At 71.7% G+C, this 12,397-nt stretch carries 12 protein-coding genes; 5 read left to right on the forward strand and 7 right to left on the reverse strand.

Annotated elements, in window-relative coordinates:
- Positions 1–199: 199 nt before the first annotated feature.
- Both ACIBLA_RS01700 and ACIBLA_RS01705 read left to right on the forward strand, forming a co-directional pair.
- On the forward strand, positions 200–1,639 hold the full coding sequence (locus ACIBLA_RS01700; protein ID WP_399197506.1) for an NAD(P)H-quinone dehydrogenase: 1,440 nt from the start codon (positions 200–202) through the stop codon (positions 1,637–1,639).
- A gap of 143 nt (positions 1,640–1,782) precedes the next feature.
- Positions 1,783–2,775, forward strand: coding sequence for a DeoR/GlpR family DNA-binding transcription regulator (locus ACIBLA_RS01705; RefSeq protein ID WP_363246290.1), 993 nt, complete (start codon positions 1,783–1,785; stop codon positions 2,773–2,775).
- A gap of 56 nt (positions 2,776–2,831) precedes the next feature.
- On the opposite strand, the gene ACIBLA_RS01710 is transcribed toward ACIBLA_RS01705, so the two are convergent.
- Together ACIBLA_RS01710 and ACIBLA_RS01715 are read right to left on the reverse strand one after the other, a co-directional pair.
- On the reverse strand, positions 2,832–3,443 hold the full coding sequence (locus ACIBLA_RS01710; RefSeq protein ID WP_363246291.1) for a helix-turn-helix domain-containing protein: 612 nt from the start codon (positions 3,441–3,443) through the stop codon (positions 2,832–2,834).
- A gap of 135 nt (positions 3,444–3,578) precedes the next feature.
- Positions 3,579–5,333: an acetyl/propionyl/methylcrotonyl-CoA carboxylase subunit alpha gene (locus ACIBLA_RS01715; RefSeq protein ID WP_363246292.1), complete on the reverse strand. Its 1,755-nt coding sequence runs from the start codon at positions 5,331–5,333 to the stop codon at positions 3,579–3,581.
- A gap of 347 nt (positions 5,334–5,680) precedes the next feature.
- Between ACIBLA_RS01715 and ACIBLA_RS01720 the strand changes: the two genes are divergently transcribed.
- Positions 5,681–6,130 (forward strand): hypothetical protein, encoded by a 450-nt coding sequence (locus ACIBLA_RS01720; protein ID WP_363246293.1) that lies wholly within the window; start codon positions 5,681–5,683, stop codon positions 6,128–6,130.
- Positions 6,131–6,142: 12 nt separating this feature from the next.
- Here ACIBLA_RS01720 and ACIBLA_RS01725 read toward each other — a convergent pair whose 3' ends face one another.
- The 5 genes from ACIBLA_RS01725 to ACIBLA_RS01745 form a co-directional block, all read right to left on the reverse strand.
- Positions 6,143–6,745: a nucleoside triphosphate pyrophosphatase gene (locus ACIBLA_RS01725; protein ID WP_363246294.1), complete on the reverse strand. Its 603-nt coding sequence runs from the start codon at positions 6,743–6,745 to the stop codon at positions 6,143–6,145.
- Positions 6,746–6,828: 83 nt separating this feature from the next.
- Complete coding sequence (locus tag ACIBLA_RS01730; protein WP_363246295.1) at positions 6,829–7,818, reverse strand: hypothetical protein; 990 nt, start codon at positions 7,816–7,818, stop codon at positions 6,829–6,831.
- 97 nt (positions 7,819–7,915) lie between these two features.
- On the reverse strand, positions 7,916–8,044 hold the full coding sequence (gene mmpB, locus ACIBLA_RS01735) for a morphogenic membrane protein MmpB (RefSeq protein ID WP_363246296.1): 129 nt from the start codon (positions 8,042–8,044) through the stop codon (positions 7,916–7,918).
- A 77-nt stretch (positions 8,045–8,121) separates the two neighbouring features.
- Entirely contained in the window at positions 8,122–8,328 is a 207-nt protein-coding gene (locus ACIBLA_RS01740; RefSeq protein WP_399197507.1) for an acyl-CoA carboxylase subunit epsilon, read from the reverse strand.
- A 34-nt stretch (positions 8,329–8,362) separates the two neighbouring features.
- Positions 8,363–9,967, reverse strand: coding sequence for an acyl-CoA carboxylase subunit beta (locus tag ACIBLA_RS01745; protein WP_399197508.1), 1,605 nt, complete (start codon positions 9,965–9,967; stop codon positions 8,363–8,365).
- 127 nt (positions 9,968–10,094) lie between these two features.
- Here ACIBLA_RS01745 and ACIBLA_RS01750 point away from each other — a divergent pair, with 127 nt between their 5' ends.
- On the forward strand, positions 10,095–10,982 hold the full coding sequence (locus ACIBLA_RS01750; RefSeq protein ID WP_363246299.1) for a biotin--[acetyl-CoA-carboxylase] ligase: 888 nt from the start codon (positions 10,095–10,097) through the stop codon (positions 10,980–10,982).
- A gap of 223 nt (positions 10,983–11,205) precedes the next feature.
- Complete coding sequence (locus ACIBLA_RS01755; protein ID WP_363246300.1) at positions 11,206–12,369, forward strand: adenylate/guanylate cyclase domain-containing protein; 1,164 nt, start codon at positions 11,206–11,208, stop codon at positions 12,367–12,369.
- Positions 12,370–12,397 lie beyond the last annotated feature (28 nt).

The raw sequence follows: 12,397 nt of genomic DNA on the forward strand, positions 1-12,397 counted from the left end.
GGCGCGGCCCGTTCGCGGCCCCTCCCCGCCTGGCGCGGCCCGTCCGCGCGCCGTTCGGGGCCCGCGCGGAGGGACCCTGGGGCGAAGCAGCTTGAAGAGTGCGGGACAATGGCGTACGTACTGCATCCTCCGGGGGCTCCCCGGACTCCCGGCCGGGACGGCAGACGGGTCGGGTCGACAACGCGAGGCGGACTTTTTCGTGACCCGGATCGTGATCATCGGCGGCGGACCCGGCGGCTACGAGGCGGCCCTGGTGGCCGCACAGCTCGGCGCCGAGGTGAGCGTCGTGGACTGCGACGGCCTCGGCGGGGCCTCGGTGCTCACCGACTGCGTACCGTCCAAGACCCTCATCGCCACGGCCGAGGTGATGACCACCTTCGACTCCTCCTACGAGGAGCTGGGCATCATCGTCGCCGACGACACCCCGCCGCTCGAACAGGCCGCCCGCGTCGTCGGTGTGGACCTCGGCAAGGTCAACCGGCGGGTCAAGCGCCTCGCGCTCGCCCAGTCCCACGACATCACCGCGTCCGTCACCCGCGCCGGCGCCCGCGTGCTGCGCGGCCGGGGCCGGCTCGACGGCCGGCAGGCCACCGACGGTTCCCGTCAGGTGATAGTGACCTCGGCGGACGGCTCGGAGGAGTCTCTGACCGCCGACGCCGTGCTGATCGCGACGGGCGCGCACCCGCGCGAGATCCCCGACGCGCTCCCGGACGGTGAGCGCATCCTCAACTGGACGCAGGTGTACGACCTCACGGAGCTGCCCGAAGAGCTGATCGTGGTCGGCTCCGGTGTCACCGGCGCCGAGTTCGCCGGTGCCTACCAGGCGCTCGGCTCGCGCGTCACGCTCGTCTCCTCCCGCGACCGGGTGCTGCCCGGCGAGGACCCGGACGCCGCCGCCGTGCTGGAGGACGTCTTCCGGCGCCGCGGCATGAACGTGATGTCGCGCTCCCGCGCCTCGTCCGCCAAGCGCGTCGGCGACCGCGTCGAGGTGACCCTCGCCGACGGCCGGGTCATCTCCGGCACGCACTGCCTGATGGCGGTCGGCGCGATCCCGAACGCCGAGGGCATGGGCCTGGAGGAGGCCGGGGTCCGGGTCAAGGACTCGGGCCACATCTGGACCGACCGGGTGTCGCGTACGTCCGCTCCCGGCGTCTACGCGGCGGGCGACGTGAACGGAATCTTCGCGCTCGCCTCGGTCGCCGCGATGCAGGGCCGGATCGCGATGTACCACTTCCTCGGCGACGCGGTCGCCCCGCTGAACCTCAAGACCGTCTCGTCCAATGTCTTCACCGACCCGGAGATCGCGACCGTCGGCTACAGCCAGTCGGACGTGGACAGCGGGAAGATCGACGCGCGGGTCGTCAAGCTGCCGCTGCTGCGCAACCCGCGCGCCAAGATGCAGGGCATCAGGGACGGTTTCGTCAAAATTCTCTGTCGGCCAGGAACCGGGATCGTCGTCGGCGGCGTGGTCGTGGCACCGCGCGCCAGCGAGCTGATTCACCCCATCTCGATCGCGGTCGACAACAATATGACCGTCGAACAGATCGCAAACGCTTTCACTGTGTACCCCTCTCTGTCGGGCTCGATCGCCGAAGTGGCACGGCAGTTGCACAGCCGCAAGAGCGACGACGAGGGCTGATACGGCTGTTGGCCCAGGTCATGGGCGTGCGCGGGCCACGGGGACGCGCTCCCATACCACTTGGCGGCGCCCCGCACGTACACCTTCCGTTTTTCGGCGTGAACCGCTGAAAGCGGGCGCCTGTTGGGGTTACTGTCAGTTTCGTGTTCGCTGCAGAACGTCGCCAGTTAATCCTCGAAATGGTGCGCGCCAACGGAGCCGTGTCGCTCCGTGAGCTCGCCCGCGTCGTCCAGACCTCCGAAGTGACCGTACGGCGGGACGTGCGGGCGTTGGAGGCCGAAGGACTCCTCGACCGCCGGCACGGCGGTGCGGTACTGCCGGGCGGATTCACGCGAGAATCCGGCTTTCCGCAAAAATCCCATCTCGCCACGGCGGAGAAGACCGCCATCGCCGATCTCGCCGCGAGCCTCGTCGAAGAAGGCGAGGCCGTGGTGGTCGGTGCCGGTACGACCACGCAGGAGCTGGCCCGCCGGCTCGCGCGGATCCCCGGACTGACCGTCGTCACCAACTCCCTGCTGGTCGCACAGGCGTTGGCCCATGCCAACCGGGTCGAGGTCGTCATGACCGGCGGCACCCTGCGCGGCTCCAACTACGCGCTGGTCGGCAGTGGTGCCGAGCAGTCGCTCCAAGGGCTGCGGGTCTCCCGCGCGTTCCTGTCCGGGAGCGGGCTCACCGCGGAGCGCGGGCTGTCCACCTCCAACATGCTCTCGGCCAGCGTCGACCGCGCGCTGGTGCAGGCGGCGGCCGAGGTCGTGGTGCTCGCCGACCACACCAAGCTCGGCACCGACACGATGTTCCAGACGGTGCCGACCGACGTGATCACCCGGCTGGTGACCGACGACCCACCGGCGCACGACGACCGTGCGGCAACCGAACTACAGGCGCTCGCCGATCAGGGCGTACAGATCACGGTGGCGGGCGCCGCCGGATCGGGGTCCGGCGGTCCCGGCAGCGGCGGCGAGGCGGCCCCGCCGGGGCGCCAGCCCCGCCGGGAGACGTCGCTGCCGGGCCAGCGCCGTACGCACGGCGGCGGCGGGCCGGGACCGCAGCCGCTGCGCAGCGCGGCGGCGTCCGCCGGGGCGCTCGCCGAGCAGCCGGGGGAGCGGGCGCGGGTCGCGGACCTGCGCCGCCGCTGACCGTACGGCGGCGGGCCGTCAGCGGCCCGGCGGTCGTCCGTACGGCGGCGGGCCGGTCACCCGGCGTGTTCGCCATTGCCGCTCTGCTGGGGGCCTTTCAGACCGGTCAGCGTCAGCGTGAGCAGCCGGTCGGCCAACTCCGGGTCGTCCGGCGCCTGTTCGGCGGCGAGCGCGATGGCGTTCGTCAGCTGCATCAGGTCGTCGATGGATGTGCCGGCCCGTACGGCCCCGCTCACCTGCGCCCGTACGAGCAGCAGCTCGCCCGCCGTACGCAGCTCCGCGCTGCACTGCGTCAGGGCCGAACTCGCGTCGTGCGAGGCCGACATGAGCGCGCGGGAGAGACCGCGGTACTCACCCGCGTGCGTGATGAGCGCGCGCAGCCAGGCCACCAGCGCATGGCAGGGGCGGTCGGCGCCGGCGAGTTCGCGCGAGCGGTCGAGCAGATCGGCGAGCGCTTCCTGGAAGACCGCGTTCAGCAGGGCGTGGCGGGTGGGGAAGTGCCGGTACAGCGTGCCGATGCCGACTCCGGCGCGGCGGGCGACATCCTCCAGTGAGGCGTCCGTGCCGTGCTCGGCGAAGGCGGAACGGGCCTCATGGAGCACCCGCTCGTAGTTGCGCCGCGCGTCGGCACGCATGGGCCGGGGCGGCGCGACACCGCTGCTCGCCATCGCGGTCCTTCCTGTCGTTACGGGGGGTGGTCCTCAAGGATGCCACCGCGACTCACGGGGTGCGGTTCGTATACGCCGACGGCCCCGCCGGTCGTGCCCGGCGGGGCCGTGTTGCGACGAGCGTACGGCGGGTGATCAGTCCTTGATCTCGCAGATCGTGGCGCCCGAGGTCAGCGACGCGCCGATCTCGGCGGTGAGGCCCTTGATCGTGCCGGCCCGGTGGGCGTTCAGGGGCTGTTCCATCTTCATCGCTTCCAGGACGACGACCAGGTCGCCCTCCTCGACCTGCTGGCCTTCCTCGACCGCCACCTTCACGATCGTGCCCTGCATCGGCGAGGCGAGGGTGTCGCCGGACGCCGCCGAGCCCGCCTTCTTCGTGGCACGGCGCTTGGGACGGGCGCCGGCGGCCAGGCCCGTGCGGGCCAGGCTCATGCCGAGGCTGGAGGGCAGCGAGACCTCCAGGCGCTTGCCGCCGACCTCGACCACGACCGTCTCGCGGCCGGGCTCGTCGTCGGTGTCGCCGTCGGCGGGGGTGGCGAAGGGGGGGATCGTGTTCACGAACTCGGTCTCGATCCAGCGGGTGTGGATCGTGAACGGGTCGGCGGTGAACGCCGGGTCGGTGACGACCGCCCGGTGGAAGGGGATCGCGGTGGCCATGCCCTCGACCTGGAACTCGCCCAGCGCACGCGCGGCGCGCTGCAACGCCTGCTCGCGGGTGGAGCCGGTGATGATCAGCTTCGCGAGCAGGGAGTCCCAGGCCGGGCCGATGACCGAGCCGGTCTCCACGCCCGCGTCCAGGCGCACACCGGGACCCGTGGGCGGGCTGAACAGCGTGACGGTGCCGGGGGCGGGGAGGAAGCCGCGGCCCGGATCCTCGCCGTTGATACGGAACTCGATCGAGTGGCCGCGGACCGGCGGGTCGTCGTAGCCCAGCTTCTCGCCGTCGGCGATACGGAACATCTCCCGTACGAGGTCGATGCCGGTGACTTCCTCGGTGACCGGGTGCTCCACCTGGAGGCGGGTGTTGACCTCCAGGAAGGAGATCGTGCCGTCGGTGCCGACGAGGAATTCGACGGTGCCGGCGCCGACGTAGCCGGCTTCTTTCAGGATCGCCTTCGACGCCGCGTACAGCTTCTCGTTCTGCGCCGGGGTGAGGAACGGCGCCGGGGCCTCCTCCACCAGCTTCTGGTGGCGGCGCTGGAGCGAGCAGTCGCGGGTGGAGACGACGACCACGTTCCCGTGGGTGTCGGCCAGGCACTGGGTCTCCACATGGCGGGGCTTGTCGAGGTAGCGCTCGACGAAGCACTCGCCGCGCCCGAACGCCGCCACGGCCTCGCGGACGGCGGAGTCGTACAGCTCGGGGACCTCTTCGAGGGTGCGGGCGACCTTCAGGCCGCGTCCCCCGCCGCCGAAGGCCGCCTTGATGGCGATCGGCAGACCGTGCTCGCGGGCGAACGCGACGACCTCGTCGGCGCCCGAGACGGGGTCGGGGGTGCCCGCGACGAGCGGGGCACCGGCGCGCTGGGCGATGTGCCGGGCGGCGACCTTGTCGCCGAGATCGCGGATCGCCTGCGGCGGCGGGCCGATCCAGATCAGGCCCGCGTCGAGGACCGCCTGCGCGAACTCCGCGTTCTCCGACAGGAATCCGTAGCCCGGATGGATCGCGTCCGCGCCGGAGTCCTTGGCGGCGTGGAGGACCTTCGCCATGTCCAGATAGCTGGCGGCGGGGGTGTCACCACCCAGCGCGAACGCCTCGTCGGCCGCCCGCACATGCGACGCGTCCCGGTCCGGGTCCGCGTACACAGCCACCGAGCCGATCCCGGCGTCCCGGCACGCACGAGCAACACGGACAGCGATTTCGCCACGATTGGCGATGAGCACCTTGCGCACGATGGCTCCCTCCTGGAAACAAGCTGAGTTTAGGGACTACCGACACGACCGATCGACCCGTCCCCAATGGTGAGCTTGCCCACACGGAGTGTGATCCGAGGCTCGCCCAAGTCGCGAAATCCCTTGTGACGCCAGGGTACGCCGGGACTACAAACCGCACAGTAATCGCCGTATGTGGTCAAGGTCTCTGTCAGGGAGCCCCGGCGCGTCTCGTGATTCTTTGTTGAGTTCCCACTAACGCGTGCCGGATTCTTTGCCTCTGTCCAGGCCCTTGTCCGGGGGTTTACCGGTGAGTAGCCTTCCCGATGCCGTCCGTACTTGGGGTAACAGGGGAAGAGGTGGGTGCCATGGTGCGCAGACCGGTGGCATGGGTGGCCGCGATCGTCCTGCTCGCGGAGGCGGTCGGCTTCGTTTTCGTCAACGGGCTGATGGCCACCGTCGTCGACAACCAGCAGATGTCACTCGCCGGACTCGACCCGGCCGCCATGTCCACCGGGGCCTGGGCGGCGGGCGGTGCGCTCGGTCTCTATCTGGTCGTGTGCGCCGCTCTGTTGGTGCGCGCGGCGATCACCGGGCGCGGGTTCGGCCGGGTCGCACGGCCCGTGCTGATCAGCTCCGCGATCCTGCACGGGGTGCTCGGCGCGCTGGCGGTCGGCCTCGTGGGCTGGACGGCGTTCTTGTTCATGATGGTCGTGCTGGGTCTGATAGTGCTGACGCTGGTCGGGTACGGCGAGCGGAAGGAAGCCGCTGCCGAGGCCGGGTCGCCGCCGGTCGGGACCGGCCCGTCGGCTGCCTGAACGCGGGGTCGTTCACGCCCAGAGATCGGTGATCGCGACGCCGTGCGCTGCCAGGAGCTTGCGCAGCAGCGGCATCGACAGTCCCAGTACGTTCCCGTGGTTGCCGTCGATCGAGTCGACGAACGGCGCCGAGAGCCCGTCCAGCGTGAACGCCCCCGCCACATGCAGAGGTTCACCCGTCGCGACGTACGCCGCGATCTCCGCGTCCGTCGGCTCGCCGAACCGGACCGTGGTCGAGGCGGTCTCGGACACGCTGCGCCCCGTCACGGTGTCGATCACGCAGTGACCGCTCTGGAGTACGCCCGACCGGCCGCGCATCGCCTTCCAGCGCGCGGTGGCGGCCTCGGCGTCGCCGGGCTTGCCGTGGGCCTCGCCGTCCAGCTCGAGCACCGAGTCGCAGCCGACGATCATCGCCCCGGAGGCCTCCGGACGGGCGGCCACGGCGGCGGCCTTGGCCTCGGCCAGCACCCGCGCCAGGGCGGCGGGTGTGGCGGCCGACAGCGCGTCCTCGTCGACGCCGCTGACGATCACTTCGGGCGCGAGGCCGGCCTGCCTGAGCAGTCCGAGACGGGCGGGCGATGCGGAGGCGAGGACGAGGCGGCGCTGAGCTGTCATGACGAGAAGGGTAGTCACCGGCCGGGGTGCGTGATTCGCGGGTTCGCGCCGGTTCTCGGGAGTCTGTCTTGTCGATCGTCGGCTCAACCGCCGGACGGGCGCACCGCGGCCGGTGTGGTCAGCAGATCGCCGTGGCGGCGGTCGAGCAGCCGCTCATGGGCGGGCGTGAAGAGCCCCCGCCACTGACCGACCGTCAAGTCGGCGTCCTCGCGGGCGGGTTGACTGGCGGCTTCGGCGGAGTCGGCAGGGCCGTCGGCGGACGGGGTCAGCCCGGTGACCTCCAGGAGCCGGGTCACGGCCCGCTCGCGGCCCGCCGCCGTGCCCCCGTTGGCGGGGCCGGCCAGGTCCTCGTGGGTGATCACCGTCACCGCCGGGTGGTGCAGCAGCCACAGGCAGCGCCGGGCCTCCTCCATCCCCGGAAAGCCCGGATCCGTCAGCGCGAAGGTGATCTTCGCTTCCATCGTCGGGAGCGCCCCGACGATGTCGCGGTAGATGAGCTGCTCCGGCATGGCTCCGGCCGGGTCGCCCGGCCGGGACAGCGACAGGATCTGACTGACGATCCGGTCCCGTACGTCCCGGTGGTGGAAGACGACCGGCGGCTGCCCGCCGTGGTGCCAGGCGCGCAGGAAGCCCGTGTCGGCCCGCCGCAGGTCGAGGCTGTCGACGTACCAGCAGCCGCGTCCCGGCAGCAGGCCGGGCAGTTCGCCCTGTGGCAGCCTCGCCAGCCGGCCTTCGAGTCCGGGATCGACGGGCGAGGCGACGGCGACCGGCTGGCCCAGCCGCATCCACCACACCCGCCACAGGGCGCCGGCCGCCTCCCGGAAGGCCCGGTCGAGTGCCGCCCGGTCCTCGGCGCCGCGCTTGAGCAGCAGTTCGGCCTCCTCCTCGCCGTGAGCGGCCGTCAGCAGCGGGCGCATCGCCACGAGTTCGGGGGTGCGGGCCGGCCGGGCGCCGGAGGCGGGGGTGGCGCTCATCGTGCCGTACGAGAGGTGGCCGAGCGCGGACGTGAGGTCGGCCAGCAGCGGGGCGCCGCTGCCGGGCGGGGAGACGACGATCACCTGGGACACAGTCATGGACTCTCCGGGGAGGGCGGCTCACACCCGGAGCGGTACCGGGCCCGTACGCCCCGCTCAACGACGCGACGCCCGACCGGGCACGCGGCCGAAGGCATCAGCGGATGCCGGAGACGATCATCCAGAGAACCATCGCGAGCGCGAGGACGACGCCGGCGCGGCGCATCATCGCCTGCACGTCCCGCATGTCCTTGGGAGGTTCGTTCCTCGGATCCGACCAGAGCATGGCATCGATCCTGCGGGCGCGGCGGCCCGGACGCCTGAGTACCCGTACTCAGGCGTCCGCTCGTCCGCCCGTGCGAGCTACCCCGGCCAGTACGTGCGCGCCCACGCCCGCGGGCCCGCGCGGTGGCTCTCGCGGCGCGCGATACGGGCCGGGTCCGACCAGCCCGGCGGGGGCGGCGCGGCGCCCGGCGCGGGCTCGGCGTGGGCCGCCGCGCGGGCCCGGACCACCGTGAGTGCGGCGGCCAGCTCCTCCGGGGTCGGGTTGCCCCGTACGACCTTGATCATTCCGTCCTCCTGGTCCGTCTCCTGCTCCGCCCTCCTAAAGAGGGATGTTGCCGTGCTTCTTCGGGGGCAGGCTCTCCCGCTTCGTACGCAGCTGCCGCAGACCCTTCACCAGATGCGCCCGCGTGTCGGACGGCATGATGATCGCGTCGACGTAGCCGCGTTCGGCCGCGACGTACGGGTTGAGCAGCGCGTCCTCGTACTCCGCGATGAGGCCGGCGCGCGTCGCCTCCTGGGCCGTCTCGTCGCCGGCCGCGGCGATCGTACGCCGGTGCAGGATGTTGACCGCGCCCTGAGCCCCCATCACCGCGATCTGCGCCGTCGGCCAGGCCAGATTGAGGTCGGCGCCCAGATGCTTCGAGCCCATGACGTCGTAGGCGCCGCCGAACGCCTTCCGGGTGATCACGGTGATCAGCGGGACGGTCGCCTCCGCGTAGGCGTAGATGAGCTTGGCGCCGCGCCGGATGATGCCGCCGTACTCCTGGTCGACGCCCGGCAGGAAGCCCGGCACGTCGACGAAGGTGATGACCGGGATGTTGAACGCGTCGCAGGTCCGCACGAACCGCGCGGCCTTTTCGGAGGCGTTGATGTCCAGACAACCCGCGAACTGCATCGGCTGGTTGGCGACGATGCCGACCGGATAGCCCTCGACCCGGCCGAAGCCGGTGATGATGTTCGGCGCGAACATCGCCTGCGTCTCCAGGAATTCGGCGTCGTCCAGCACATGCTCGATGGCGGAGTGCATGTCGTACGGCTGGTTCGCCGAGTCCGGGATGAGGGTGTCCAGCTCCAAGTCCTCCGCCGTGGGCGCGAGTTCGGCGACCTCCGGGAAGGCGGGCGGCTCGGAGAGGTTGTTCGACGGCAGGTACGACAGGAGCGACTTCACGTACTCGACGGCGTCCTTCTCCTCACCCGCCATGTGGTGCGCGACGCCCGACGTCGTGTTGTGCGTGCGCGCCCCGCCCAGCTCCTCGAAGCCGACGTCCTCACCGGTGACCGTCTTGATGACGTCCGGTCCCGTGATGAACATGTGCGACGTCTGGTCGACCATCACCGTGAAGTCGGTGATCGCGGGGGAGTAGACCGCGCCGCCCGCGCACGGCCCGACGATGAGGCTGATCTGGGGGACGACACCCGACGCGTGCACGTTGCGGCGGAAGATCTCGGCGAACAGGCCGAGCGCGACGACTCCCTCCTGGATACGGGCGCCGCCGCCGTCGTTGATGCCGACGATCGGGCAGCCGGTCTTCAGCGCGAAGTCCATGACCTTGACGATCTTCTCGCCGTAGACCTCGCCGAGCGAACCGCCGAAGATCGTGAAGTCCTGCGAGTAGACGCAGACCGGACGGCCGTCGACCGTGCCGTAACCGGTCACGACGCCGTCTCCGTACGGACGGTTCTTCTCGATGCCGAAATTGGTGGAGCGGTGCCGGGCGAACTCGTCCAGCTCGACGAACGACCCCTCGTCCAGAAGGAGGTCGATCCGCTCACGGGCGGTCAGTTTCCCCTTGGCGTGCTGCTTCTCCACCGCCCGCGCGGAGCCCGCGTGCGTGGCCTCCTCGATACGGCGCTGGAGGTCCGCGAGCTTGCCCGCGGTGGTGTGGCTGGGCTCTGTTCCGCGGGCGGTTTCCGGCTCGGACATGGGGATGCGGCTCCCTGCGGGTCTGCGGATCTGACTACTGCGGCTCGGCGTGCGGCTACTGATCCGTAGCGTATCGGCGGGCCCGGCGTTCGGCAGTGCGTCGTTGACCACACCTACGCTTGCCCGCATGACCGAGCAGAATGCCGCGGGCAGCCGCTGGACCGACCTCGAACGACCTCCGCTGAACACCACCGCCCTGCGGCGGGGGCTGATCGTGCCGGGCAGCCTGTGGACGTCGCTCGACATCGTGCCGGCGACGGGCTCCACCAACTCCGACCTCGCCGCCCGCGCGGACAGCCTCCCGGAAGGCGCGGTGCTCGTCGCCGAGGAGCAGACGCGGGGCCGCGGGCGGCTGGACCGCGTATGGACGGCGCCCGCGCGGTCGGGGCTGTTCCTCTCCGTACTCCTGCGGCCGGGTCCGGACGTCCCCGTGGAGCGGTGGGGATGGCTGCCGCTGCTCACGGGCGTCGCGGTGGCGACGGCGGTCGCGCGTGCGGCGGGCGTGGACACGGCGCTGAAGTGGCCGAACGACCTGCTGGTGACGGTCGGAGGGAAGGCGGGCGACGAGGGAACAGCGGCGGCCAAGGAGGAACGCAAGGCGGGCGGCATCCTCGCGGAGCGCGCGGGAGCGGACGCGGTGGTCGTCGGCATCGGCCTGAACGTCAGCCTCACCGAGGCGGAACTGCCGGTTCCCGGCGCGGGCTCACTCGCGCTGGCGAACGCGGTGTCCGTCGACCGCGACCCGCTGCTGCGAGCGGTGCTGCGCGGCCTTGAGCGCTGGTACGGCGCATGGCGGGACGCCGCGGGCGACCCGGCGGCGTCGGGCATCCAGGAGGCGTATGTAGCGGGCTGCGCGACGCTGGGCCGCGCGGTGCGGGCGGAACTGCCGGGAGAGCGGCAACTGGTGGGCGACGCGGTGGCGATCGACGGCGACGGCCGCCTGGTGGTCGCGACGGAGGGCGGCGGCCGTGAGCCGGTGGCCGCGGGCGACGTGGTGCACCTGCGCGCGGCGTAGGGAGGGCCCGGTACACGGTGCCCGGCCGGGTGGCCGGGGCCGGTTTCGGGTGGGGCGGCCGGCGGTCGTCGGGGTGTGGGAACGGGCGTCGCGCGCCAGGCGGGATTTGTCAGACACGGCATGGCGGCAACGGCGACCCCGACAGCCCCGACCTGCCGTATCGTTGAGGCGACCCACGACAGATCGGCAGGGCAGTGCGCAGGGAACGGGCAGGAGGCGGCTGGTGACGGTCGACGACACGACCTCCGGTGGTGGGGACGAAAAGCCGCCGTCGGACTCCTCCGGTCACCCCACTCCGCACCACGCCGTCGACCACACGGCCGAGCCCAGCGACGACCCCCTCGCCATCCGGATCGAACAGCTGATCATCGGCGCCGAGCGCCGTTACACCCCCTTCCAGGCCGCCCGCACCGCCGGTGTCTCGATGGACCTCGCGTCCCGCTTCTGGCGGGCCATGGGCTTCGCCGACATCGGTCAGGCACGGGCCCTCACCGAGGCCGACGTCCTCGCGCTGCGGCGGCTCGCCGGTCTCGTCGAGGCCGGGCTGCTGAGCGAGCCGATGGCGATCCAGGTCGCCCGGTCGACCGGGCAGACCACTGCCCGGCTGGCTGAATGGCAGATCGATTCCTTCCTCGCCGGGCTCACGGAACCGCCCGAGCCCGGAATGACGCGGACCGAGGTCACATATCCCCTGGTCGAGCTGTTGCTCCCGGAGCTGGAGGAGTTCCTGGTGTACGTGTGGCGGCGCCAGCTCGCCGCCGCCACAGGACGTGTCGTCCAGGCCGCCGACGACGAGGAGATGGTCGACCGCCGTCTCGCCGTCGGCTTCGCCGACCTCGTCGGCTTCACCCGGCTGACCCGCCGCCTGGAGGAGGAGGAGCTGGGCGAGCTGGTGGAGGCGTTCGAGACGACCTGCGCCGATCTCGTCGCCGCGCACGGCGGCCGGCTCATCAAGACGCTCGGTGACGAGGTCCTGTACGCCGCCGACGACGCGGGCACGGCCACGGAGATCGCGCTGCGGCTCATCGAGAGCATGACGCACGACGACTCCATGCCGGCGCTGCGCGTGGGCATCGCGTTCGGCACCGTCACCACCCGGATGGGCGACGTCTTCGGCAACACGGTCAATCTCGCGAGCCGGCTCACCTCGATAGCTCCCAAGGACGCCGTCCTGGTCGACGGCGCGCTCGCGGAGGAACTGATCCGGACCGGTGACACCCCCGCGTCGGAGGCCGAGGCGGCGGAGCAGGCCGCGGCGGCCGAGAAGGCCGGCGAGGAGCCGCCCTCGTACCGCTTCGCCATACAGCCGATGTGGCAGCGGCCGGTGCGTGGCCTGGGTGTCGTGGAGCCGTGGCTCCTGACGCGACGCCCCAAGCCGGAGGCCTGACGGGCGCCCCCTATGATCCCGGTCAACG

The organism is Streptomyces sp. NPDC050433 (assembly GCF_044458565.1).
Taxonomy (GTDB): domain Bacteria; phylum Actinomycetota; class Actinomycetes; order Streptomycetales; family Streptomycetaceae; genus Streptomyces.

Bases quoted from the DNA above. Each gene is read 5' to 3' on its own strand.
- ACIBLA_RS01745 (WP_399197508.1), bottom strand. From the start codon at position 9,967: ATGTCCGAGCCGGAAACCGCCCGCGGAACAGAGCCCAGCCACACCACC.
- ACIBLA_RS01725 (WP_363246294.1), bottom strand. From the start codon at position 6,745: ATGACAGCTCAGCGCCGCCTCGTCCTCGCCTCCGCATCGCCCGCCCGT.
- ACIBLA_RS01720 (WP_363246293.1), top strand. From the start codon at position 5,681: ATGGTGCGCAGACCGGTGGCATGGGTGGCCGCGATCGTCCTGCTCGCG.
- mmpB (WP_363246296.1), bottom strand. From the start codon at position 8,044: ATGCTCTGGTCGGATCCGAGGAACGAACCTCCCAAGGACATGCGGGAC.
- ACIBLA_RS01750 (WP_363246299.1), top strand. From the start codon at position 10,095: ATGACCGAGCAGAATGCCGCGGGCAGCCGCTGGACCGACCTCGAACGA.
- ACIBLA_RS01730 (WP_363246295.1), bottom strand. From the start codon at position 7,818: ATGACTGTGTCCCAGGTGATCGTCGTCTCCCCGCCCGGCAGCGGCGCC.
- ACIBLA_RS01740 (WP_399197507.1), bottom strand. From the start codon at position 8,328: ATGATCAAGGTCGTACGGGGCAACCCGACCCCGGAGGAGCTGGCCGCC.
- ACIBLA_RS01710 (WP_363246291.1), bottom strand. From the start codon at position 3,443: ATGGCGAGCAGCGGTGTCGCGCCGCCCCGGCCCATGCGTGCCGACGCG.